Raw genomic sequence first — 22607 nt, forward strand, 5'->3', positions numbered from 1 at the left:
TCGCAAGCATTATTTTCGGCGGGATCACACCGGTGTCCTTTTGGGCCTTGTTATCGCTGGCCACCGCTGAAAATAATGCTAGAGTGCGCGCCGAAACGGACCGGAGCAGTTCGTCCACCTACGTCAGGAGCGACCATGAAAATCAAGCCACTGCCGCCCATGAACAGCCTTATTGTGTTCGAGGCGGCGGCCCGCCACCTCAGCTTTACCCTGGCCGCCAATGAACTGAGCGTGACCCAGGGCGCCATCAGCCGGCAAATTCGTCAGCTGGAGGAATACCTGGGCAAGGACCTGTTCGTGCGGGCCAACCGCAATATCTCCCTTACCCCCACCGGCATGCAGTATTACCAGACCATTTACCGTGCCCTGCTGGATGTGGCCCAGGCCACCGGCGAAATTAAAAAGTGGCAGGGTGAGCAGCAAATTACCGTGGCCACCACCAATGCCATGGCGGCGCTGTGGCTGCTGCCCAAGGTGGCGGCGTTTCAGCGTGAGCATGGCGAGGTGGATCTGCGCATTCTCGCCTCGGATCAGGTCACCGATTTCCGGCGGCTCGACTGCGACATTGCGCTGTTTTATTGTCGGCTGCCACCGGCGGAAATGAAGGTGACCACCCTGTTTCCCGAAGAGGTGTTTCCGGTGTGCAGCCCGGATTATCTGGAGCGCTGCTCGGGGTGGGATACGCCGGAGCAGGTGCTGGGCAAAACCCTGCTTTATCTGGACGAGTCTCAGCGGGACTGGCTTACCTGGCAGGAATGGTTTGAGCAGGTGGGCTGGCCCACTATCACGCCCCGCAACCGCATTAACATCAACAACTACCCCATGCTGATCCAGGCCGCCGTCAACGGCCAGGGCATAGCCCTGGCCTGGGGCTCGCTGGTGGATGAATACCTGGAAAGCGGCGCCCTGGTGCGCCCGGTAGACACCGTGCTGCGCACCCCCGCCAGCTTCTGCATGCTGGAGCCCCTGAACCGGGGCGTGGTGCCCAACAGCGTGAAAATGTTCCGCAGCTGGCTGCTGGAGCAGTTGCCGGGGCAGGTGGGCGAAAAGGGCCTGCAGGACGGCAGTTGAGCGGGGACCCATTTATCACTTTTGTCATTCCCGCGAAGGCGGGAATCCATTTCTCAGGAGGTGTCTTGCTCTAATACCATGCACGTCTGCCCTGGACTTCCGCCTGCGCGGGAGCGACGGGGTGGGGTTATTCCACGTTATTACTGGTCATTCCCGCGAAGGCGGGAATCCATGTCTTAGGTGGTGTCTTGCTCTAATACCGTGCACGTCTGCTCTGGGCTCCCGCCTTCGCGGGAGCGACGGGGTGGGTTATTCCACGTTATTACTTGTCATTCCCGCGAAGGCGGGAATCCATTTCTCAGACGGTGTCTTGCTTTAATACCGTGCACGTCTGCCCTGGGCTCCCGCCTTCGCGGGAGCGACGGGGTGGTTTATTCCACGTTATTACTTGTCATTCCCGCGAAGGCGGGAATCCATTTCTCAGATGGTGTCTTGCTTTAATACCGTGCACGTCTGCTCTGGGCTCCCGCCTTCGCGGGAGCGACGGGGAGGGTTATTCCACGTTATTACTTGTCATGCCCGTGCAGGCGGGAATCCATTTCTCAGACGGTGTCTTGCTTTAATACCATGCACGTCTGCCCTGGACTTCCGCCTGCGCGGGAGCGACGGGGTGGAGTTATTCCACGTTATTACTTGTCATTCCCGCGCAGGCGGGAATCCATTTCACAGACGGTGTCTTGCTCTAATACCGTGCACTTCTGCCCTGGGCTCCCACCTGCGCGGGAGCGACGGTGCTCAACAAAAAACCGGCATGTCACCGTGCCGGTTTTTGTTTCACCTGCGCTGTTAGCCAGCGGCGGAGATGGGCGTGACGCTCGGTTTGGGCAAAGCCAGGTTTGCACACCAGCCAGTAACTGGACTTGAGTGCTAGCGCAGGACCAATTTTGCGCAAAAAGCCGCTGTCGAGATCCTGTTCAATCAGCAGGGTTCGCCCCAGACCAATCCCCATGCCATTAATGGCCGCCTGCAGCATCAGATCGGCGCGGTCAAACCGATGTTGTTCCGATGTTGCGGGCGCCGTCATGCCCTGCTGGGCAAAGTAATGGTGCCAGCTAAAGTCGGTGCTATCCTGCTCGCCACGCCGGTCCGAGAGTAACGGCAATTCTCTACTGGCCAGCCAGGCCAATGATCCATGGTGTTTGGTCAGGTGCGGGCTAACCACCGGCTGCAGCTGCGCATGACATAAATGCACGGCATGCAACCCCGGGTAGGGCCCGGTGCCAAAACGGATCGCCGCATCAATGGTGTCATGGTCAAAACTGCTGAGTTCATCCTGCACATTAATCGCCACTTCAACACCGTATTCGGCGCTTCGGTTGAGCAGGGGGATCAGCCATTTCATGGCCAAAGACGACGCGACACTCAGCTGAACATGAGAACCAGTGTGTAGCCGACTTAACCGCGCAAGAGCCTGAGGCCATATAGCAACGGCCTGGGCGGCCGCCTCGCACACAATTCGGCCGGCGGGGGTGGGGCTGAGCCGGCGCGTCGTTCTGTCAAACAAACGTAAACCCAACGCCTCCTCCAGAGAGCGTACCCGGTGGCTGACCGCCGACTGCTGAATTCCCAGGATCTCTGCCGCCTTGGTAAAACTCAGCTCTTTGCCGATCACCGCCAGCAGGGGAGCGGCCTGGGTGAGGCGGTTAAGGAGGGGATTGTCCGTATTATTCATGAATCAGCCTCATGTCTATATGAGTGTTGATGCTAGCCATCAAGCCCTATTTTAAGGGTATGGATAGTCAAAGCAGGAAGTAAAGCTCATGAATGCCAATCATCAAAAGGTCGATGTGAAAGTCGTGAATGGCTTTGTTGCCGAGGGGCACGGGGGCAACCCGGCCGGCGTGGTACTGAATGCCGACCGGTATTCAGCACAGCAGATGCAGGCGATCGCCAAGGGGGTTGGTCTGTCGGAAACCGCCTTTGTCTCCACGTCTCAAACGGAAGGGTTCAAGCTCGACTTTTTCACGCCCAATCGCCGTATTGCCCACTGCGGGCACGCGACCATTGCCACCTTTTCGTATCTGGCCGCGCAAGGGGTGCTGGGCGAGGGGGAAACCAGCAAGGAGACCGTAGACGGGCCGCGTAAGGTGGTCATCAAGGAGGGCGCGGCCTACATGGAGCAACTGGCTCCTCGCTATGCGTTTTCCTCAGACTGGACCGAGCAGGGCGTGGCGCAGAAGGATGTGCTGGAAGCCCTGAACCTGTCCGCAGACAAGCTGGCTCAGGGCCTGCCCATTGCCGTGGTCAATACCGGAAACCGCTTTGTGATTGTGGCGGTGAATGGCGCGCAGACGCTGGCACACCTGGCTCCGGATTTTGCGAAAATCACGGCGATCAGCGATAAGCTGGACGTCATTGGTTTTTATGTGTTTACCACAGAAACCCGGCAGCACACGGCCGACGCCACTACGCGCATGTTTGCGCCCCGGTTTGCCATTGAGGAAGAGTCGGCAACCGGCATGGCGGCGGGGCCGTTGGCGTGTTACCTCCATGATGTCGTTAACATGAACAAACAGGTGTTTGAGATTCGTCAGGGCGAGTACATGCTGCCAGCATCACCCAGTGTCATTCATGTTGAGCTCAGCCTGAACGCGGGCAAAATCACGAGCCTGATGGCCGGAGGACATGGCAAGCTGATGGAGGAACGCACCGTCAGCCTGGTGCGGGATTGAACGGCAGCATGGCGGCAAATGCGCCTTGTTCGGCCTGAACAACGAACAAAAAAACCGGCATGTCACCATGCCGGTTTTTGTTGTTAACGTCAGTGGTCAGGCTGCTTACTTGCCCACTATGGGGTTGTTCCAGTTCACCGCCGGGGAGGCGTTGGTGCCTTGCTCCTCCAGGGGTTGCACCGAACCGTCCAGCTTGGCCGGAGCCGGGCGCACGTTATCCGGCACCATGGCCCAGGGCTTGGGCTCGCGGCGAATGCTGTGCAGCAGGGTCAGGCTCATCACCGCAATAAAGATGGAAATGGGGAAGCCGGCAATAATGGAGGCGGTTTGCATTGCCTTCAGGCCGCCGGCGTAAAGCAGCACCCCGGCAATGGCCGCGATCATGATGCCCCACAAAATCCGTATTGGCGTCGGCGGCTCCGGGTTACCCAGTGAGTCCAGGGTACAGAGGATCAGGGTGCCGGAGTCGGCCGAGGTAATGAAATAGGTGCCCAGCAGCAAACAGGCCAGCACGCTCAGCAGGCTGCCCATGGCCCCTGCGTCCAGCTCGTCAAACAGGGTGAACAGCGCCAGGGTGGTGTCCTTCTTGGTGGCTTCCAGAATGGGGCCGCCGGCAAAGGGTTCCTGGGCCGGCTCTCCGGCTTCGGCCAGGGCTACCGCCTGTTGCTCATAGGCCACCCGGGCTTCCTGCTCAATCTTGAGCGCCGAGCCACCAAAGGCGGCCATCCACAGAAAGGTCATCAGGGTGGGCACGATCAGGGCGCCGCCAATCAGCTCGCGAATGGTACGGCCCTTGGAAATGCGCGCCACAAACATGCCCACAAAGGGGGCCCAGGTCATCCACCAGGGCCAGTAGTAGGCGGTCCACCAGTTCTGCCAGCCGGAGTCATTCTGGGCGTCGCTCCAGAAGCTCATGCCCACCACCTGGCTGCTGTAGTCGCCCACGCCTTCCAGGAAGGAGTGCAGAATATAGCGGGTAGGGCCGATGTAGAGCACCACCAGCACCATGAGCACCGACAGCACCATGTTCCACTCCGACAGCCGGCGAATGCCCCGGCCCACCCCCGACAGCACCGAGGCCACGGCGCAGGTGCACAGCACCACGATGATCAGCAGCTGCACGCCAAAGCCGATGCTGGTGCCAAACACCTGATTCAGGCCGGAGTTAATCTGAATAACCCCCATGCCTAAGGTCTGGGAAATGCCAAAGGCGGTGATGGCCACGGTAAGAATGTCGACCGCGTGGCCGATGGGGCCATAAATGCGATCCCCGATCAGCGGGTAAAGAATGGAGCGCAGGGTCAGCGGCAGGCCCTTGCGGTAGGAGAAATAGGTCAGCGCCAGGGCCACGATCAGAAAGATCGACCAGGGGTGCAGGCCCCAGTGAAAGAAGGTGAGCCACATCGACACGCGGGCCGACTCGTTGGTGAGCCCTTCCGAAAAGGGGTTGCTGGCATAGTGCCACATGGGCTCGGCCACCGACCAGAACACCAGGCCAATGCCCATGCTGCCCGAGAACAGCATGGCAATCCACGACAGGTAGCTGAACTCGGGCTTTTCATCGTCCTTGCCCAGGCGAATGTGGCCGAAGCGGCTGATCATCAGATACAGCAACAGGCCGGTGACCAGGCTGACCACCAGCAGGTAAAACCATTTCATGTTTTGTAACAGGGCGCCCGACACGGTTTCAAAATACTGACCGGCCTGGTTGGCCATAATGGCACAAAACAGTACAAAGCCGATAACCAGCACCTTGGAGGCGATGGTCACCGTTGGATTGAGTCCCTTCAGGATCCCGGATGTAGCACGCATAACTCCTCCCTCTGCGTAATACGCTTATTGGTTAATCAGTTGTTAACGGCGTGAGGTTAGGGATAGCGCAACGCGCACTCAAGTTATTTTTTCTCATCCACGAGTGATAACAGCTCATGCGGCAGCCATGACGGGGCTGGCGCAAAATCAACGGTTACATTTGAATCACATTTTTTATGGATGACAAAAGCTCATCCACACCCGGCCAAAAAGTCGTTTGTTTGTTGCCACCTTGTTAACCAAAATCCACCCCATCGGCACTCACTGAGGGCCAACAACAAGGAACCACGCAGAACACTGCGTTACTGTGGAGAAAGCAACATGAGCAACGTCAGCCAGAACATTATTCCTGTGCAGCAGGTAGACAGCGTACTGAACCCGATTGTGGAAGCCAGTGGCATGCCCAACACCGCCTATATCAGCCAGGAATATTTCGCCTTTGAGCGTGACAAGGTCATTGGCAAAACCTGGGCCTGCATCGGCTTTGCGTCCGACCTTATCAAGAACGGCTACGTCATGCCGGTCAGCTTTATGAACCTGCCGCTGCTGATGATGCGTAACAAAGACGGCGAAGTGCAGGTATTCCACAACGTTTGCAGCCACCGCGGCATGCAGCTGGTGCAGGAAGCCGGCGAAGTGCAGGGCATGATCCGCTGCCCCTACCACTCCTGGACCTATGATCTGAACGGCAACCTCAAGGGCACCCCGCACATTGGCGGCATTGCCAAGCACAAGGACGACCGTTTCAAGTGCGAAAAGCACGGCCTCAAGCCGCTGCGCTCCGCCATCTGGATGGACATGGTATTTGTTAACCTGTCCGGCGACGCCCCTTCCTTTGAAGAGCATATCGCCCCGCTGGAAGCCCGCTGGAGCGAGTTCCTGGGCAACGACGGCCTCGGCCTGCTGCGCCGGGCCAACATGGGCGGCCACCTGGAAATTGAAGTGGCGAGCAACTGGAAGCTGACCGTGGAAAACTACTGCGAAGCCTACCATCTGCCCTGGGTGCACCCGGCCCTGAACACCTATTCCAAGCTGGAAGATCACTACAACATCATGTTTGAAGAGCGCTTTGCGGGCCAGGGCAGCTACAAGTATGACCTGTCTGGCACCGCCGGCACTCACCTGCCCATGTTCCCGAGCTGGCCCCAGGACAAGCTGCGCCATGCCGAATATATTGCGCTGTTCCCCAACGTGCTGCTGGGCATTCAGGCGGATCATGCCTTTGCCATGATGATTGACCCCATTCACGCGGAAAAAACCATCGAGCGGCTGCGCCTCTACTACGTGGGCGACGAAGCCACCCGTGACGAATACGCCGCCTGCCGCACCGCCACCCTGGAATCCTGGCGCGTGGTGTTCGGCGAAGACATCGGCGCCGTGGAAGGCATGCAAAAAGGCCGTCACTCCCCCGGTTTTGGCGGTGGTGTGTTCTCGCCCGAGATGGATCTGCCCACCCATTTCTTCCAGAAATGGCTCGCCACCCAGACCAAAGCCGCCCTGGAGGACTGAACAATGCAACATTACCTGAACTACATCGACGGCCAGTGGCTGAACGCCGACCGCCAGATCACCGTGATGAACCCGGGCACCGGTGAGCCCTATGCCACCATCGCCCAGGCCGGCATTGAAGACGCCGACCAGGCCATGGCCGCCGCCCGCCGCTGCGTGAACAGCGGCGCCCTGAGCGACGTGCGCCCGGCCCAGCGCACCACCTGGATGCTGAAGGCCGCCGAGGCCATTCGCGCCATCGCCGACGAAGGCGCCCTGGTGGCCTGCCGGGAAAACGGCAAGAGTCTGAACGACGCCCGCGACGAATTTATCGAGGCGGCCCGTTACTTTGAATATTACGCCGGTATGGCCGACAAGATTGAGGGCATCTCGGTGCCCCTGGGCAAGGACTATGTGGACTTCACCCAGTACGTGCCCTTCGGCGTGTCGGTGCAGATTGTGCCCTGGAACTTTCCGGTGTCCATCTGTGCCCGTTCCCTGGCACCGGCGCTGGCCGCCGGCAACGCCGTGGTGATCAAGTCACCGGAAATCTCGCCCCTGGCCATGACCCTGCTGGTCAAGGCGGTGGAACAGGCCGGTTTCCCTCAGGGCGCGGTTAACCTGCTGTGCGGCAAGGGCTCCGAGGTGGGCAGCCACCTGGTGCAGCACGCCGACACCAACCAGATCGTGTTCACCGGCTCGGTGCCCACCGGCCAGCGCATTCTGCGGGATGCGGCCGAGCGCGCCACCCCCTCGGTGATGGAGCTGGGCGGCAAGTCCGCGGCCATCGCCCTGGCGGACGTGGATCTCGACACCCTGCTGGCCAGCGTCAAGGTCGGCATTTTCTTCAACGCCGGCCAGGTATGCTCGGCCATGTCCCGCCTGCTGGTGCACCGCAGCCGTTACGACGAGGTCAAGGCCGCCGTGGTGGCCCTGGCCGAGGGCCTGAGCATCGGTCAGGGCGAAGGCAACCCGGATCTCACTCCGGTGGTGTCCGAAGGGCAGCAAAAGCAGGTGCTGGCGATGATCGAGCAGGCCCGCAACGAGGGGGCCACCGTGCTCACCGGCGGCAAGGCGCCGGACCTGTCCGGCTACTTTGTGGCGCCCACCGTGATCGAGGCCACCGCCGACATGAGCATTGCCCGGGAAGAAGTGTTTGGCCCCGTGCTGGTGCTGATGCCCTTCGATGACGAAGACGAGGCCGTGGCTCTGGCCAACGGCACCGACTTCGGCCTGGTGGCCGGCGTGTTCGGCGAAGGCCTGAGCCAGACCCTGCGGGTGGCCAACCGGCTGCGCGGCGGCCAGGTGTTTATCAACGAATGGTTTGCCGGCGGCATTGAAACCCCCTTTGGTGGGGTAGGGCTGTCGGGCTTTGGTCGCGAGAAGGGCCAGGAAGCCATCTACAGCTATGTGCAGACCCGTAACATCGGCATTCGCCTGCGCCGGGGCTGACACAACCAGAAAAAGGGCCGGTGATGTACACCGGCCTGAAGCAAGGCAGTAACAGGGTAGTGGGGGAGAGAACAATGAAAAAGTGGTTATGCATCATCTGCGGACTGATTTATGACGAAGCCAAGGGCTGGCCGTCGGACGGCATTGCCCCGGGCACCCGTTGGGAAGATGTGCCGGACGACTGGCTGTGCCCCGATTGCCTGGTGGGCAAGGCGGATTTCGAAATGATCGAAATCACCGACGACGCGCCCGCCCCGGTGGCGGCGGTGGCCGAAGCTGAAACGCCGGCGGCCGCACCCGTGCTGGAACCGGTGGTGATCATCGGCACCGGCCATGGCGGCTATCAGCTGGCGGCGGCGCTGCGCGCCCGCTCTCCCGAACTGCCCATTACCCTGTTCACCGCCGACGACGGCGCCCTTTACAGCAAGCCGGCGCTGTCCAATGCCCTGGCACTGGGCAAGGACGGCGACGGCCTGGTCAGTGAAACCGCTCTGGCCTGGGAGCAACGCCTGGGCGTGCGGGTTTACCCTCATACTCGAGTCGAAAAAATCGACCGGGAAAACAAACGGCTGCACACCAGCATTGGCGAATACCCCTATGGTCGCCTGGTGCTGGCCACCGGTGCTTCGCCCATCGAGATCCCCGTGGCCGGCGAGCAAAGCGCCATGGTAAGCGTGAACGATCTGCTGGACTACCGCCGTTTTCGCGAGCGGCTGGCCGGCAAGCGGCACGTCACCATTCTCGGTGATGGCCTGATCGGCTGTGAGTTCGCCAACGATCTGGCGGCCCAGGGCATGGGCGTAACCGTGGTGGGCCTGGGTCAGTGGCCGATGGAGCGATTGATCCCGCAGCCCCTGGGCGAGGCGCTGCAGCGGGCCCTGAGCGGCCTGGGCGTGGAATGGGCGCTGCAGAACAGCATTGCCCGCATCGACGCCGAGGGCGAGGGTTATCGCCTGCAGCTGCAGAGCGGCGACGAGCTGACCACGGATCTGGTGCTGAGCGCCGTGGGCCTGCGCCCCAACACCGGCCTGGCCCAGGCCGCGGGGCTGGCCACCGGCCGGGGCATCAGCGTCGACCTGGCCCATGCCACCAGCGACCCCGCCATCTTCGCCCTGGGCGATTGTGCCGAGGTGGCCGGGCAGTGGGCGCCCTATATTGCCCCCATTAACCAGGCCATTCCCGCCCTGGTGGACACCCTGCTGGGCCGGCCCACCCAGGCCAGCCTCAAGGATTCGCCGGTGCTGGTGAAAACCCCGGTGCTGCCGCTGTCGGTACAGCCGGCGGTAGGCCCCGGCGAATGGCGGGTAGAAGCCCACGGCGAGGAGCTGGCCGCCGGTTTTTACGGATCCGACGGCAGCCTGAACGGCTTTGCGCTGCTGGGCCGCGAGCTGCAAAGTCAGCGCAGCCAGTGGCTGGAACAACTTAATCCGGCACGAAACGTGGCCTGAGGAACAGATCATGATTGCCTTACCAAACGACGACAACAGCTGCGGCTGGTATCAGGCGCTGCCCCCGGCGGCGCCCGCCACCCGGCTCAAGGGCAGCCAGAAAGCCGATTATGCGGTGCTGGGGGCGGGCTTTGCCGGCCTGGCCGCGGCCCGCCGGCTGGCCGAGCTCAAGCCCGACGCCCGCATTGTGCTGGTGGATGCCCAGCGGGTGGCGGAAGGCGCTTCCGGGCGCAACTCCGGCTTTGTGATTGACCTGCCTCACAAGTTCGCCCTGGAGCACCCGGATCCGGTGCACAAGCAGAAATTGCTGGGCCTGAACCGGGCCGCCATTGCCCAGCTGCAGGGGCTGGTGGAGCGCCACGGCATTGACTGCCAGTGGTCCGCCGTAGGCAAGTATCAGGGCGCGGTGGGCGAGCGCGGCATTGCCTTTCTCGAGCATTTCGAGCACCTGATGAAGGATCTGGGCGAGCCCTACCACTGGGTGGACAAGGCCGAGCTGGGCCGAGTGCTGGGCACCGGCTTCTATCGCCAGGCCATTTTCACTCCCGGTTGCTACCTGATGCAGCCGGCAGCCCTGGTGCGCGGCATGGCCGAGCACCTGCCCGAGAACGTGGAGCTGCTGGAGCAGTCGCCCATTCGCTCGCTGCGCCGTGAAGGTGGCCTGTGGCGGCTGCAGGGCGACGAGGGCGAGATTCAGGCGCCGACCCTGCTGCTGGGTGCCAGCATCTTTACTCGGGAGTTCGGTTACCTGAAAAACCGGCTGTTGCCGGTGATGACCTTTGCCAGCTGGACCCGGCCGCTGACCGACGACGAGCTGACCCGTTACGGCGGTGAGCTGAACTGGGGCCTGACCCCGGCGGATCATGCCGGCACCACCCTGCGCATGACCGCCGACCGGCGCATTCTCATTCGCAACAGCTACAAGCACGTGCCCAAATATGGCGCCAGTGTGAGTGAGGGTATGCGCAGTAAAATTCGCGCCGATCACCGCAAGGCGTTTCTGGACCGTTACCCTGAGCTTGCCGAGGTGCCCTTTACCCATACCTGGGGTGGCGTGTATGCCATTTCCCGCAACTTCACCAATTTCTTTGGTGAGCTTGAAGACGGTGTGTATGCCAGTGCCTGCGACAATGGCGTGGGCGCGGCCTGGGGCACCATTTCCGGCACCCTGCTGGCCGAGATGGCGGTGGGCGCGGACACCCAGGCGCTGCGCGACATTCGCCAGGTAACCGGCATGCCCAGCCTGAACCCGCCCGAGCCTTTCCTGGGGCTGGGTGTGAAAAGCCGTATTCGCCTCGCCAAATGGCAGAGCAGGAGTGAACTGTGACCAAAGAAGTAAAACTGATTGACAGCAAGGAGCTGGACTTTACCGTGCGGGGCGACTCGCCGGGCATGGCGTACGTGGCCCGGGCCCTGAGCCCGGAAGTGTCGCCGAACATCGGCGTGGGCTTTGCCCGCTGGGAAGGGGCCGAAGTGGCCTGGACCGTACTGTACGATGAGGTGGTGTTTGTGATCGAAGGCTGCTTTGAGCTCACAGCCAACGGCAAAAAGCACGAGGTGCGCCCCGGCCAGATGCTGTGGATTCCGGAAGGCACCGAATTGATATATGGCGGGCATGCCCTGTTTGGTTATGTGGTGCACCCGGGTAACTGGAAAGAGCTGCACGGCCTGGCCTGATATTTGATACGTCTCCAAGCACTACCTTTGCCGGCCTCGGGGCCGGCTTTTTTGTGTCTGGTACTCCTGGTTTCACCGCAAATGTGCACTCGATCAAACAACGCACAAATGCATTTTTTTGCCATTGCACCGGACCCATGATCGCCATAATGTAGGTATAACGTTCACTATACCCTTGTGGCGTTATCGACAGCAGCAAGGACGAGCAACCGGCAGCCCGCCCGTTGCATTCAGGCACACCGTTCAAGTACCCGATCAGGAGAAACTGATAATGACCCTTTCCATTCCGCACACCATGCATGCCGTTCTGCTCAAGGGCCATGGTGGCCTCGACCAGCTGGAATACCGCACCGATGTGGCCGTGCCTCAGCCCGGCCCCAATGAGGTGCTGATCCAGGTTGCGGCCGCCGGCATTAACAACACCGACATCAATACCCGGCTGGGCTGGTATTCAAAATCGGTTGATCAGGCCACCAATGTGGGGGGCGCCACCGGATTTGACGACGTGAACGATGACGATGCGTCCTGGTCCGGCAGGGCCCTGACCTTTCCGCTGATTCAGGGGGCGGACTGCTGTGGCCATATTGTGGCCGTGGGCAGCGACGTTGACCCTGCCCGCATTGGTGAGCGGGTGCTGGTGCGCAACATGCTGCGCAGCTATGTGGATTACCGCCCTTATGAGTGCTGGACCTTGGGCAGCGAGTGCAACGGCAGTTTTGCCCAGTTTGCCGTGGCGCCGGCCCGCGAGACCCATCGCGTGGCCTGTGACTGGTCGGACGAAGAGCTGGCGTCCATTCCCTGTGCCTATTCCACCGCCGAAAACATGCTGCACCGCATTGGCCTAGGTGCCGAGACGGTGCTGATAACCGGCGCCTCGGGCGGGGTGGGCTCGGCGGCGGTGCAACTGGCCAAGCGCCGGGGCGCCACCGTGATCGCCCTGTGCTCTGCCGCCAAGGCGGATGAGGTGCTGGCCTGTGGCGCCGATCGGGTGATTGATCGCAATGCCGACCTTATTGCCGAGCTTGGCAAGGGCGCGCTGGATGCCGTGGTGGATCTGGTGGGCGGCGAGCAATGGCCGGTGTTCCTGGAATTGTTGCGCCGGGGTGGGCGTTACGCCATTGCCGGTGCCATTGCCGGCCCCATTGCCGAAATAGACCTGCGCACCCTCTACCTGAAGGATCTGACCCTAGCGGGCTGCACCTTTCAGAAAGACGAGGTGTTCGCCAACCTGATTGCCTATATCGAAGCCGGTGAGATTCGCCCCCAGGTGGCCAAAACCTTCCCGTTACACGAGATAGCCCAGGCTCAGGAAGCCTTCATCAGCAAGCAGCACATGGGCAAACTGGTGCTCACCATTCCGCAGGTGGAACAATGAAAATAACGCGCATTGAGCTGTATCAGGTGGATCTGCCCTACGCCGGTGGCGTGTATCACCTGTCGGGCGGACGGGAATACCGCAGTTTTGACGCCACCATGGTGCGCATCCTCACCGATACCGGGCTGGAGGGATGGGGGGAGAGCACGCCGTTCGGCTCGACCTATATTGCGTCTCATGCCCTTGGCGCTCGGGCCGGCATTGCCGAGATAGCCCCGCACCTGCTGGGCAGGGATCCTCGCCAGGTGGATCGCATTTATGACGCCATGGACCATGCCCTGGTGGGGCATAACCATGCCAAGTCCGCGATTGATCTGGCCTGCTGGGATCTTTTTGGCAAGTCGGTGGGGCTACCGGTATGCGAGCTGCTGGGCGGCTCAACCGGTAAACGGCTGCCGGTGATCTCCTCCATTCATGCCGAAGCGCCGGAGGCGATGCGGGCCAATGTGGCGCGCCATCGTGAGCTGGGTTATCTGGGGCACTCCATCAAGATTGGCGCCCTCGACAGCGAAGGCGGCCCGGTGCTGGATGCGGAACGCATCAAGGCCAGCCTGGCGGATCAGAAACCGGGCGAGTTCTTTATTGTGGATGCCAATGGCGGCCTGACTCCGGAGCTGGCCCTGCGGGTGTTGCGGCTGTTGCCCGAGGGCCTCGACTTTGTGCTGGAGGCGCCCTGCAAAACCTGGCGCGAGACCAAGTCTCTGCGCCGGCGTTGTGAAGTACCCATATTCCTCGATGAGATGGTTCAGCAGGACGAAGATCTGGTGCTGGCGGTGAGCGAGGATCTGGCCGACGGCTTTGGCCTGAAAATCTCCAAGGCCGGCGGCCTGACCCGGGGCCGCCGCCACCGGGACATTGGCGTGGCGGCCGGGCTGACCATGAGCGTGCAGGAAACCGTGGGCTCCACCATTGCCTTTGCGGCCATTGCTCACCTGGGGGCGACGGTGCCGGAGCGCCACCTGCGCTGCATTCTGGACACCAGAGACATGGTCGCTATCACCACGGCGGACTTCGATGCCCCCATCATCGATGGCGGCGTGCTGGTGCCAAACAGCCCCGGTCTTGGCATTCGCGTGTATCAAAACGTGCTGGGACAGCCCCTGCAGGTGTGGGGAGACTGAGCAAGGCAGCGTGTTGATAAAGGAATGATTCGGGCGAGGAAACATGACGGCATAAACCCGCCCGTTCCCATGATGACGGAGAAGATCCCATGAAAATTACCGAAATCCACATTTACCGGCACGAATTACCGGTGATGAATGGCCCCTACAAGCTGGCGCTGGCCGATGTCTGGTCCCTGTCCACCACCCTGGTCAAGCTGGTGGCCGATAACGGCCTGATTGGCTGGGGCGAGACCTGCCCGGTCGGCCCCACCTACGCGGAATCTCATGCCGACGGCGCCGTGGCGGCACTCAGCGTCATGGCGACAGGTCTTCTTGGCACCGAGGTGTTGCCGGTACCGCTGCACCGGCGCATGGATGCGTTGCTCACGGGCCACAACTATGCCAAGGCCGCCATCGACATTGCCGCCCATGACCTTCTGGGCAAGCACCTCGGCGTCAGTGTGTCCGACCTGCTGGGGGGCGCGGTCACGGACAGCGTGCCTTCCTACTACTCCACCGTTATCGGCGCGCCGGACGAAACCGCCCGGATAGCGGCGGAAAAACGGGCTGAAGGGTACCCACGGCTGCAGGTCAAGGTGGGCGGCCGGGCGGTCGAGGAAGACATCGAAACCCTGCACAAGGTGTGGGAAGTGATCCGCGGCTCGGGCATGCGGCTGGCGGCGGATGGCAATCGCAGCCTGACCACCCGGGATGCGCTGCGGCTCAGCCGGGAATGTCTGCATATTCCCTTTATCATGGAGCAGCCCTGCAACACCATTGAGGATTTGCAAAAGATCCGGCCGCAGGTGAGTCATGGTATCTACATGGATGAAAATGGCGTCAACCTGAATACGGCGATTACCGCCGCCGGCACCGGGCTGGTCGACGGCTTCGGCATGAAGGTCACCCGGATTGGCGGGCTGCACCCCATGCGGGCGTTCCGCGATATCTGCGCCGCACGCAACCTGCCGCACACCTGCGACGACTCCTGGGGGGGAGACATCATTGCCGCCGCCTGTACCCATATAGGTGCTACGGTTGCCCCGGAATTGCTTGAAGGAGTCTGGCTGGCCGAGCCCTATAACGCCGGCCACTACGATCCGGAAAACGGAATCCGTATTGAAGGTGGTTACATCAAGCGGCCCCAGGGGCCGGGTTTGGGCGTCCTGCCCGACGAAGCCCTCTTTGGTGCGCCGGTAGCGTCGTACTGAACATGAACCAGGCCCTGTACACCAGGGGTGTGCAGGGTTTGTTTGATAAGCCCGGTGGCCACTTAACCCCCATTTATGGCTGCGTTTCCATGCCCTCGAAAAGGGGGAGTGTTCCTTTACCCGCTGTGCCCGGCCAGCAACCGGGCGGCGAGTTGCCGGGCCTGCTGCGCGGCGGCGGCCCCGCCGATAACGGGCGCACGGGAGACGGCGCCTTCCAGGATCAGCATCAGGCTTTCCGCCCGGTCACGCAGCCGCTCCGGGGTGTCGTCATCGAGTTGCCGGCAAAGGCACTCCAGCTCCCGCCGTTTGTGGGTCAGCGCCAGCTCGGTAATGGTGGTGTCCTTGTGGCTGTATTCGCCCAGCGCGCGCAGAAACAGGCAGCCTTTTTCTCCTTCCTGCGCAAACCACTGCTCCAGTTCATCAAAGATGGCCAGGCAATCGTCCCTGGCGTCATCGGCGGAGCGGGTGAGCCGGGAGAGAAAGCGGGTTTCACGCTGTTGCAGCACGGCGATAACCAGCTGCTCCTTGGAGGGAAAGTGGCGATACAGGGTACGCGGCGTGACCCCGGCTTCCCGGACGATTTGATCGATGCCGGTACCGTGAAAGCCTTGCCGGTAAAACAGCCGCTCGGCCGTATTCAGAATATCGTCCCGCTTGCTCATAGGTATCTCTGTATAGCAGTCGTTATACCTATCTTATGTTTGGTTTTGCCGGTTTGCAATGGGGGGCTTATGCCCCCCGGGGCAGGCATCGGCTTGCCCGCGGTGACTCAGGCTCTGGCCAGGTAGTCGTCGGTTGAGATAACGCTGGCATAGCCAAACTCAAACGCAGCCATCATGGCGGCGTGCACCTGGGCGGCCGGGGCGGTCACGCCGCCATAGGTGAGATCCAGGGTGGCACAGGCGTCGTGCAGCACGGTGACCGGGTAGCCCATGTCGGCCGCCGCGCGTACTCCCGCATCCACACACATATGGCTCATGGCACCGATAATGACGACCTCTTCCACACCCTGTGCATCCAGCCGCTGCTTGAGATCCGTCTCGCGGAACGAGTTGACATGGTTCTTGACGATAACCGGCTCGTTATCGGCCGGTGCCACGGCGGGCATGATGTTGACGCCGTCGGTGCCCGGCACGAAAAACGGAGCCTCGCTGCCGGAGAACTCATGCCGAATATGAAACACCGGTATGCCCTGCTCGCGGGCATCGGCAATGACCCTGACGGCATTGGCTACCGCCGCCTCAATGCCGCTCAGGGGCAGCTTGCCGGTGGGCAGATATTCGTTTTGAAGGTCGATCACGATCAGTCCGCGTTGTTTCATGGTGCTGTCTCCTCATTGGTTGGAGGTGACATTGTGCTCGCCGGGGAACAAGGTGAACAGTGTCGCTGACGACAACCTTGAGGGTGATAACGACAAAGAGCCGGCCGCACGCCAGCACATGCCCGAATGGGCGCCGTGCAGGGGTGTCTTTCTTGATCATGGTCGCCGCGCTGCATTCAAAGGTGTGGTCAGCCGAATTCACGATCTGCCAGGAAGGCGCCCTGCGCATGTTTAAGTTGAGCCTGCTCTATGAGGCGCCTGAAATGCGAAGGGTTTTAACCAGTACCTCATAGAGCCTGTCTACCGCTTCTGCACCTTTGGAAGCCTGACTTCTGATCACGGTCACTTCCATGGGGGCCAGGGGGCCCAGACCGTGATCACTGCCCAGAATTTCAAGGTGGGCGGGCACACTGCACTGGGTCAGCACGGCAATGGCCAGCCCGCTTTCAACGGCGGCAATTTGCCCGGCCAGGCTGGAGCTGTTGTACACCACCCGGTATCGGCGCCCCTGCAACGCCAGGGTGTTAATGGCATTGTGCTTGGCGAGACTGGTGCTTTCATACACGGCAATGGGCAAGGGATCCCGCCGCCAGACTTCAAATTGCGGGGATCCAACCCATACCATGGGCTCGTAAAACAGAAAGGCGCCCTTTCTGGAGTCCCGGGAAACCAGTGCCAGATCCAGATCTCCACGTTCAATACGAGGAATAAGGGAGGTCGATTGCTCGCAGTTCAGCTCGATTTCCACCTTGCCGTGATAGGGCGCGAACCGTTTGAGCGCCGGAGTCAGATAGGTGGCGGCATAGTCATCCGGTACCCCGAGGCGAATGCGGCCAGTGAGCTCCTTGCCATGAAATGCCGCCTGGGTCTCGGCATGCAGATCGAGCATGCGGCGGGCATACCCCAGTAGCGTTTGGCCTTCCGGCGTCAGTTGATGCTGGCGCGGCCCCCGCAACAGCAGCTGGCATTCCAGCGCGGCCTCCAGCTTTTTAAGCTGCATGCTGACCGCAGACTGGGAGCGGTGTACTTGTGGCGCCGCGGCGGAGAGCGAGCCGGCATCCACCACGGCAACAAAGCATTTGAGCCAGTCCATCTGCAGGTCTTGATAGGTCATGTTGTCGAGGCTCTTTATTAGGTTATCGAATGGTTTTTTTTTGAATTATTCGCTTTTATAAAGATTATGCCAACTGCACAGTAGCGGAGTAAGAAACAGCACTGTGAGGTTTAGCAAATGACAACCGCCAATACCGGGTTATATCAACTCGACGGCTCCCTGATCTGGTCCGGTTTTCGGCAACTGGCGCCCATTTCCGTGTTTGTTACCGTCTTTGGTGCGGCCTTTGGCCTGGCCGCAAAGCAAAAAGGCCTGAGTGACACATCGATCATTGCCATGAGTGCCCTGGCCTTCTCTGGTTATGCCCAGTTCGCACTGTTGGAGCAGTGGGGTGCACAGATCCCGCTCTTTGCCATGCTGATGACGGCCCTTGCCATCAATGCCCGGCACCTGCTGATGGGGGCCACGCTTTATCCCTGGCTATGCCGGCTGACCCCGGCAAAACGCTATGGCGTGATGCTGCTTGCCTCCGACGCCAACTGGGCCATGTCCATGCGGGCATTCAGTGGCGGCAGGCCGGGGTTTGGCCTGTTACTGGGCGGTGGCCTGGCCCTGTGGTTCTTCTGGGTGTCCGGCACTTGGCTTGGCGTCTATTTTGGCAATGCCATCAGTCACCCCGAAAGGCTGGGGCTGGACATGGTGATGGGATGCTTCCTGCTGGCCATGGCCGTTGGTGGAGAAAAAAGCCCGCGCATGCTGATCATCTGGTTGGTGGCGGCCCTGTCATCCTTGCTGGCCTATTGGTACTTGCCGGACAACAGCCATGTGCTTGTGGGCGCCCTGGCCGGGGGAGTGATTGGCACCGTATGGGGAACGCACGACCATGAACATTGAAACCACCGGAACAGGGACCCTGGCTATCGTACTCATCATGGCATTGGTGGCCTTGGCAACCCGCTGGGGCGGCGTTTACCTGATGTCGTTCGTGCCCATCAATTATCGGGTAAAGCGGTTTATTCAGGCCATGTCGGGCTCTGTGCTGGTGGCGCTGCTGGCGCCCATGGCGGTAACGGGGGATAACGCCGCCCGAGTGGCCTTGCTGACCACGGCGGTCATCATGCTGCTGTTGAAAAAGCCCTTGCCGGCCATAGCCGGCGGCATGGTAGCCGCCGCCGTGATGCGGTATTTTTAGTTCGCTTGATACTGATGGCTCGTTGAATGGAGGGGGGTGGAAATGTCGTCATGCGCCGTTGCGCTGATCCCGGGGTTTATGCTGGATGAAACCCTGTGGAATGAATTTAAAGGCCATCTTCCCGAAACATGGTCGGTGCATACGCCATCTCTAAATGGCGGGCGGACCATTGGTGAAATAGCAGGGCGAATGGCGGCATCACTGCCTTCCCGTGTGGTGCTGGTGGGCTTTTCATTGGGCGGCTACATCGCCCGGCAACTGGCGGCAGATTATCCGGAACGGGTGGAAGCGCTCATTCTCATCGCCAGCTCGCTGCGCGAGGATACGACGCAGCAAATGAAGTCAAAACAGCGTGCCATACAAGCCTTGTCTGAGCACACCTTCACCGGGCTGAGCGCAGGAACCATTGCCAGGTCGCTGCATCCAGATCGCGCTTCCGATACGGGCCTGGTTTCCCGCATCAGAAAAATGGGAAGCCGGCTGGGCTATGAGGCCCTGGTGACGCAATCGGCACTACGCAGGGCGGATGTTCCTGCGGCAAGCCTGCGCTGCCCAACCCTGGTCATTGCCAGCGCAAACGATTCCCTGCGCTCCCTTGAAGAAGCCGACGAGCTGGTTGATGCCATTCCCGATGCGTCCCTTCAGGTGTGTTATGACAGTGGTCATATGATACCCCTGGAACAGCCTGATGAGCTGGCTGCCACGGTGCTTCGCTGGCTGAACTCGCAGCGTCGAGGGCCGCTATAGCCCTCGGCCATTGCCCCTCAATACTCGGTATTGGCTGCCAGGGCGTTTGATGGGCGGCCTGTGTGTGGTGCAAGGCATTGCATTACCTGGTGTGATGCTCCGCACTGACATGAGAGCCAAAACGGCGGCGATATTCGCCCGGTGACAGGCCCACCAAGCGAGTAAATACCTTGCGAAAGGCACCGGTATCGCCATAGCCCACTTCCCAGGCCACCCGCTCTATGGTGGCGCCGCCAAATTGCAGCAGCTCCCGTGCCCGGCCCACCCGCAGCCGCTGACAATATTCTGTGGTGGTCATGCCGGTGGCCTTTTGAAAGCGGCGCAACAGGGTGCGTTGCTCCAGTCCGGCCTGCTCGGCCAGGCGTGCCAGTGCCATGTCTCTGGCGCCGGTGGCCTGCAGCCAGTGTTGCAGCTTGAGCACGGCGGCATCGCCATGGGTGAGGCGGGGGGAAAACACGCTGTAGTAACGCTGTTCACGACCGGGCGGGTCAACCAGCAGCATGCGGGCCGTTTCCAGCATCACGGTGGGCCCGAGCAGGCGATCCACCAGGCGCAGGCCCAGATCGGTCCAGGACATCAGGCCGCCGGCGGTAATGATGTCGCCGTCATCAATAATCAGTTTATCGGCATCGACCCGCACCGAGGGAAAACGCTGCTGCAGGCTCTCGGCGTGGGTCCAGTGGGTGGTCATGCGGCGATGTGCCATCAGGCCGGTGGCCGCCAGCACAAAGGCGCCGGCGCATACCGAGCCGAGGATCACGCCTTCGCCATGGCGCTCCCGCAGCCAGCGCGCCAGGGGCGCCGCGGCCTGTTCAGTCATGGGAGCACTCAGGCTGGGGGGCAGGATCAAGGCCGCCAGGGTGCCAGGGGAGGCGTGAGGGCAACTGTCAAAGGTGCGTTCGGGCGCGGTGGTTTCGGTATTTGCCAGCCAGTGACTGATGCGCAACAGCGGTGTGTCGCCTTGCCCGTGGCCGACGGCGATGCGATTGGCCACGTCAAACAAATCGGTCAGCCCCAGCACCGCCGACTGCTGCGCATTTGAATAGAGAATAATGCCTATCTCGATAAGCCTGAGATCACGCATGGTGTGCTTCCATTCGAACCCGCCGGCTATGGCCGAAGGCTTCAAGGGGGAGCAGGGCAACAGGAATTAGCAACATGACCGGGTCCGTAAATCGCACATTGACCTGAACGTATTCAAAGTCTGCTTTCAGGTCAATGGCACCGGGTTTAGGCTTTCTCCTTGTCTGATTACTGCTCCCTGGACAGCGAGCCTTCCAGCCGTGTGGGCTCGGGGCGCACATGATCCGGCAGCATGGACCAGGGCGCGGGCTCGCGGCGCAGGCTGTGGAACAGGGTCAGGCTCATGATGGCGATAAAAATGGCGATGGGAAAACCGGCGATAATGGAGGCGGCCTGCATCGCCTTCAGCCCACCGGCATAGAGCAGCATGGCGGCAATGGCGGCGATCAGCACACCCCAGAGCACGCGAATGGAGGTGGGGGGCTCGCTGGCGCCGGCAGAGTCCAGGGTGCAGAGCACCAGGGTGCCGGAGTCGGCCGAGGTAATAAAGTAAGTTCCCAGCAGCACACAGGCCAGAATGCTCAGCAGCTTGCCCAGGGAGCCGGTGTCGAGGTTGTCAAACAGGGTGAACAGCGCCAGTGTGGTGTCGGTTTTGGTGGCGGTCAGCACCGGGCCACCGGCAAAGACGTCCTGGGGCTCCAGACCCGACTCGGCCAGCACCATCGCCTGTTGTTCATGGGCAATGCGGGCATCCTGCTCCACTTTCAGCGCCGCCCCACCGAACACCGAAATCCACAGAAAGGTGATCAGGGTGGGCACGATCAGCGCGCCGCCGATCAGCTCGCGAATGGTGCGGCCTTTGGAAATGCGGGCCACAAACATGCCCACAAAGGGCGCCCACAGCATCCACCAGGGCCAGTAGTAGGCGGTCCAGGAGTTCTGCCAACCGGAGTCACCCTGGGCATCGCTCCACAGGCTCATGCCGACAATGTTCTGGGCATAGTTACCGGTGCTTTCCAGCAGGGTATTCAGCAGGTAACGGGTGGGGCCGACATAAAGCACCACCAGCACCAGTGCCAGCGACAGCAGCATGTTCCACTCGGACAACCGGCGAATGCCCCGGCCCACTCCCGACAGCACCGAGGCTACGGCGCAGGTGCACAGCACCACGATGATCAGCAACTGCACGCCAAAGCCGATGCTGACGCCAAATACCTGGTTCAGGCCGGAGTTTATCTGAATGACGCCCATGCCCAGTGACTGGGAAATGCCAAAGGCGGTAATGGCCACGGCGACAATGTCTACCGCATGGCCGATGGGGCCGTAGATACGGTCGCCGATCAGCGGATAAAGAATGGATCTGAGGGTAAAGGGCAGGCCCTTGCGGTAGGAAAAATAGGCCAGCGCCAGGGCGACGATGATGAACACCGACCAGGGGTGCAGACCCCAGTGAAAAAAGGCCAGCTGCATGGCCATGCTGGCCGACTCGTCGCTCAGGCCGGCGGTAAAGGGGTTATCGGCATAAAGCCACATGGGCTCGGCCACCGACCAGAAGATCAGGCCAATGCCCATGCCTCCCGAGAACAGCATCGACACCCAGGACAGGTAACTGAATTCCGGCTTTTCATCGTCCTTGCCCAGGCGAATATGCCCATAACGGCTGATCATCAGGTACAGCAAAAAACCAACCATCAAAGACACCAGTCCCAAATAAAGCCATTTGACGTTTTGCAGCAGTACGCCGGAAATGGTTTCGAAATACTGGCCGGCCTGGTTGGCCAGAATGGCGCAGAACAGAACAAAGCCGATCACCAGTATTTTGGAGGCGATGGTAACGGTCGGGTTCAGTCCCTTTAATAGCCCGGATGTGGCACGCATAATGTCTCCCTTGCGTTGCTCATGATATGGATTAACCGGCAGCTAACCGGTCATTAACAATGAGAAACAGGGTAGGGCGCGTG

Annotated in this window: 20 protein-coding genes and 1 pseudogene; 14 read left to right on the forward strand and 7 right to left on the reverse strand. The window is 61.0% G+C overall.

Annotated features, from left to right (window positions below):
• Nucleotides 1-135 precede the first annotated feature (135 nt).
• Nucleotides 136-1071, forward strand: coding sequence for a LysR substrate-binding domain-containing protein (locus OJHNALOF_RS13780; RefSeq protein ID WP_094198964.1), 936 nt, complete (start codon nucleotides 136-138; stop codon nucleotides 1069-1071).
• A gap of 754 nt (nucleotides 1072-1825) precedes the next feature.
• Here the strand turns inward: OJHNALOF_RS13780 and OJHNALOF_RS13785 are convergent.
• The gene (locus OJHNALOF_RS13785; RefSeq protein WP_165662372.1) at nucleotides 1826-2743 is read right to left on the reverse strand and encodes a LysR substrate-binding domain-containing protein; all 918 of its coding nucleotides are present in this window, start codon (nucleotides 2741-2743) and stop codon (nucleotides 1826-1828) included.
• An 88-nt stretch (nucleotides 2744-2831) separates the two neighbouring features.
• Here OJHNALOF_RS13785 and OJHNALOF_RS13790 point away from each other — a divergent pair, with 88 nt between their 5' ends.
• Entirely contained in the window at nucleotides 2832-3743 is a 912-nt protein-coding gene (locus tag OJHNALOF_RS13790) for a PhzF family phenazine biosynthesis protein (RefSeq protein WP_165662373.1), read from the forward strand.
• 105 nt (nucleotides 3744-3848) lie between these two features.
• Here OJHNALOF_RS13790 and OJHNALOF_RS13795 read toward each other — a convergent pair whose 3' ends face one another.
• On the reverse strand, nucleotides 3849-5555 hold the full coding sequence (locus OJHNALOF_RS13795) for a BCCT family transporter (protein ID WP_094198967.1): 1707 nt from the start codon (nucleotides 5553-5555) through the stop codon (nucleotides 3849-3851).
• Nucleotides 5556-5876: 321 nt separating this feature from the next.
• On the opposite strand from OJHNALOF_RS13795, the gene OJHNALOF_RS13800 reads away from it, so the two are divergent.
• From OJHNALOF_RS13800 to OJHNALOF_RS13835, 9 genes and pseudogenes are all read left to right on the forward strand, one after another.
• Nucleotides 5877-7064: an aromatic ring-hydroxylating dioxygenase subunit alpha gene (locus tag OJHNALOF_RS13800; RefSeq protein WP_165662374.1), complete on the forward strand. Its 1188-nt coding sequence runs from the start codon at nucleotides 5877-5879 to the stop codon at nucleotides 7062-7064.
• Between the two features lie 3 nt (nucleotides 7065-7067).
• On the forward strand, nucleotides 7068-8495 hold the full coding sequence (locus OJHNALOF_RS13805; protein ID WP_094198969.1) for an aldehyde dehydrogenase family protein: 1428 nt from the start codon (nucleotides 7068-7070) through the stop codon (nucleotides 8493-8495).
• Nucleotides 8496-8569: 74 nt separating this feature from the next.
• A pseudogene (locus tag OJHNALOF_RS17050) lies at nucleotides 8570-8731 on the forward strand (rubredoxin); the annotation flags it as partial.
• The gene (locus tag OJHNALOF_RS13810; RefSeq protein WP_240919759.1) at nucleotides 8720-9943 is read left to right on the forward strand and encodes an NAD(P)/FAD-dependent oxidoreductase; all 1224 of its coding nucleotides are present in this window, start codon (nucleotides 8720-8722) and stop codon (nucleotides 9941-9943) included. The pseudogene OJHNALOF_RS17050 and the gene OJHNALOF_RS13810, both read left to right, overlap by 12 nt.
• 10 nt (nucleotides 9944-9953) lie before the next feature.
• Nucleotides 9954-11270, forward strand: a complete 1317-nt coding sequence (locus OJHNALOF_RS13815) for an FAD-binding oxidoreductase (RefSeq protein WP_094198971.1) — start codon at nucleotides 9954-9956, stop codon at nucleotides 11268-11270.
• Nucleotides 11267-11620, forward strand: a complete 354-nt coding sequence (locus OJHNALOF_RS13820; RefSeq protein ID WP_094198972.1) for a cupin domain-containing protein — start codon at nucleotides 11267-11269, stop codon at nucleotides 11618-11620. Before OJHNALOF_RS13815 ends, OJHNALOF_RS13820 begins: the two co-directional genes overlap by 4 nt.
• Nucleotides 11621-11891: 271 nt before the next feature.
• Nucleotides 11892-12995 carry an alcohol dehydrogenase family protein gene (locus OJHNALOF_RS13825; RefSeq protein ID WP_206063713.1) on the forward strand — a complete coding sequence of 368 codons (1104 nt, stop codon included), beginning with the start codon at nucleotides 11892-11894 and terminating at the stop codon, nucleotides 12993-12995.
• Complete coding sequence (locus OJHNALOF_RS13830; protein ID WP_094198973.1) at nucleotides 12992-14116, forward strand: mandelate racemase/muconate lactonizing enzyme family protein; 1125 nt, start codon at nucleotides 12992-12994, stop codon at nucleotides 14114-14116. The genes OJHNALOF_RS13825 and OJHNALOF_RS13830 overlap by 4 nt, the downstream gene beginning before the upstream one ends.
• A gap of 89 nt (nucleotides 14117-14205) precedes the next feature.
• Entirely contained in the window at nucleotides 14206-15309 is a 1104-nt protein-coding gene (locus OJHNALOF_RS13835; protein WP_165662375.1) for a mandelate racemase/muconate lactonizing enzyme family protein, read from the forward strand.
• A 116-nt stretch (nucleotides 15310-15425) separates the two neighbouring features.
• On the opposite strand, the gene OJHNALOF_RS13840 is transcribed toward OJHNALOF_RS13835, so the two are convergent.
• From OJHNALOF_RS13840 to OJHNALOF_RS13850, 3 genes are all read right to left on the reverse strand, one after another.
• Complete coding sequence (locus OJHNALOF_RS13840) at nucleotides 15426-15971, reverse strand: TetR/AcrR family transcriptional regulator (protein WP_165662376.1); 546 nt, start codon at nucleotides 15969-15971, stop codon at nucleotides 15426-15428.
• Between the two features lie 107 nt (nucleotides 15972-16078).
• Complete coding sequence (locus OJHNALOF_RS13845; protein ID WP_165662377.1) at nucleotides 16079-16630, reverse strand: cysteine hydrolase family protein; 552 nt, start codon at nucleotides 16628-16630, stop codon at nucleotides 16079-16081.
• Nucleotides 16631-16877: 247 nt separating this feature from the next.
• Nucleotides 16878-17744 carry a LysR family transcriptional regulator gene (locus OJHNALOF_RS13850; RefSeq protein ID WP_094198978.1) on the reverse strand — a complete coding sequence of 289 codons (867 nt, stop codon included), beginning with the start codon at nucleotides 17742-17744 and terminating at the stop codon, nucleotides 16878-16880.
• A 117-nt stretch (nucleotides 17745-17861) separates the two neighbouring features.
• Between OJHNALOF_RS13850 and OJHNALOF_RS13855 the strand changes: the two genes are divergently transcribed.
• From OJHNALOF_RS13855 to OJHNALOF_RS13865, 3 genes are all read left to right on the forward strand, one after another.
• The gene (locus OJHNALOF_RS13855; RefSeq protein ID WP_165662378.1) at nucleotides 17862-18578 is read left to right on the forward strand and encodes an AzlC family ABC transporter permease; all 717 of its coding nucleotides are present in this window, start codon (nucleotides 17862-17864) and stop codon (nucleotides 18576-18578) included.
• Nucleotides 18568-18876 carry an AzlD family protein gene (locus OJHNALOF_RS13860; protein ID WP_165662379.1) on the forward strand — a complete coding sequence of 103 codons (309 nt, stop codon included), beginning with the start codon at nucleotides 18568-18570 and terminating at the stop codon, nucleotides 18874-18876. The genes OJHNALOF_RS13855 and OJHNALOF_RS13860 overlap by 11 nt, the downstream gene beginning before the upstream one ends.
• Nucleotides 18877-18954: 78 nt before the next feature.
• Nucleotides 18955-19623: an alpha/beta fold hydrolase gene (locus OJHNALOF_RS13865; protein WP_206063714.1), complete on the forward strand. Its 669-nt coding sequence runs from the start codon at nucleotides 18955-18957 to the stop codon at nucleotides 19621-19623.
• Between the two features lie 82 nt (nucleotides 19624-19705).
• Here OJHNALOF_RS13865 and OJHNALOF_RS13870 read toward each other — a convergent pair whose 3' ends face one another.
• Nucleotides 19706-20707 carry a GlxA family transcriptional regulator gene (locus OJHNALOF_RS13870; protein WP_165662381.1) on the reverse strand — a complete coding sequence of 334 codons (1002 nt, stop codon included), beginning with the start codon at nucleotides 20705-20707 and terminating at the stop codon, nucleotides 19706-19708.
• 167 nt (nucleotides 20708-20874) lie between these two features.
• Nucleotides 20875-22524, reverse strand: a complete 1650-nt coding sequence (locus OJHNALOF_RS13875) for a BCCT family transporter (protein WP_165662382.1) — start codon at nucleotides 22522-22524, stop codon at nucleotides 20875-20877.
• Between the last annotated feature and the right edge of the window lie 83 nt (nucleotides 22525-22607).

Origin of the sequence: Oceanimonas sp. MB9, from assembly GCF_011319775.1 — a bacterium.
Taxonomy (GTDB): Bacteria; Pseudomonadota; Gammaproteobacteria; order Enterobacterales; family Aeromonadaceae; genus Oceanimonas; species Oceanimonas doudoroffii.

Excerpts from the sequence above, each read along its gene's own strand:
- OJHNALOF_RS13780 (WP_094198964.1), top strand. The coding sequence starts at position 136 with ATGAAAATCAAGCCACTGCCGCCCATGAACAGCCTTATTGTGTTCGAG.
- OJHNALOF_RS13785 (WP_165662372.1), bottom strand. The coding sequence starts at position 2,743 with ATGAATAATACGGACAATCCCCTCCTTAACCGCCTCACCCAGGCCGCT.
- OJHNALOF_RS13790 (WP_165662373.1), top strand. The coding sequence starts at position 2,832 with ATGAATGCCAATCATCAAAAGGTCGATGTGAAAGTCGTGAATGGCTTT.
- OJHNALOF_RS13795 (WP_094198967.1), bottom strand. The coding sequence starts at position 5,555 with ATGCGTGCTACATCCGGGATCCTGAAGGGACTCAATCCAACGGTGACC.
- OJHNALOF_RS13800 (WP_165662374.1), top strand. The coding sequence starts at position 5,877 with ATGAGCAACGTCAGCCAGAACATTATTCCTGTGCAGCAGGTAGACAGC.
- OJHNALOF_RS13805 (WP_094198969.1), top strand. The coding sequence starts at position 7,068 with ATGCAACATTACCTGAACTACATCGACGGCCAGTGGCTGAACGCCGAC.
- OJHNALOF_RS13810 (WP_240919759.1), top strand. The coding sequence starts at position 8,720 with ATGATCGAAATCACCGACGACGCGCCCGCCCCGGTGGCGGCGGTGGCC.
- OJHNALOF_RS13815 (WP_094198971.1), top strand. The coding sequence starts at position 9,954 with ATGATTGCCTTACCAAACGACGACAACAGCTGCGGCTGGTATCAGGCG.
- OJHNALOF_RS13825 (WP_206063713.1), top strand. The coding sequence starts at position 11,892 with ATGACCCTTTCCATTCCGCACACCATGCATGCCGTTCTGCTCAAGGGC.
- OJHNALOF_RS13830 (WP_094198973.1), top strand. The coding sequence starts at position 12,992 with ATGAAAATAACGCGCATTGAGCTGTATCAGGTGGATCTGCCCTACGCC.
- OJHNALOF_RS13835 (WP_165662375.1), top strand. The coding sequence starts at position 14,206 with ATGAAAATTACCGAAATCCACATTTACCGGCACGAATTACCGGTGATG.
- OJHNALOF_RS13840 (WP_165662376.1), bottom strand. The coding sequence starts at position 15,971 with ATGAGCAAGCGGGACGATATTCTGAATACGGCCGAGCGGCTGTTTTAC.
- OJHNALOF_RS13845 (WP_165662377.1), bottom strand. The coding sequence starts at position 16,630 with ATGAAACAACGCGGACTGATCGTGATCGACCTTCAAAACGAATATCTG.
- OJHNALOF_RS13850 (WP_094198978.1), bottom strand. The coding sequence starts at position 17,744 with ATGACCTATCAAGACCTGCAGATGGACTGGCTCAAATGCTTTGTTGCC.
- OJHNALOF_RS13855 (WP_165662378.1), top strand. The coding sequence starts at position 17,862 with ATGACAACCGCCAATACCGGGTTATATCAACTCGACGGCTCCCTGATC.
- OJHNALOF_RS13860 (WP_165662379.1), top strand. The coding sequence starts at position 18,568 with ATGAACATTGAAACCACCGGAACAGGGACCCTGGCTATCGTACTCATC.
- OJHNALOF_RS13865 (WP_206063714.1), top strand. The coding sequence starts at position 18,955 with ATGCTGGATGAAACCCTGTGGAATGAATTTAAAGGCCATCTTCCCGAA.
- OJHNALOF_RS13870 (WP_165662381.1), bottom strand. The coding sequence starts at position 20,707 with ATGCGTGATCTCAGGCTTATCGAGATAGGCATTATTCTCTATTCAAAT.
- OJHNALOF_RS13875 (WP_165662382.1), bottom strand. The coding sequence starts at position 22,524 with ATGCGTGCCACATCCGGGCTATTAAAGGGACTGAACCCGACCGTTACC.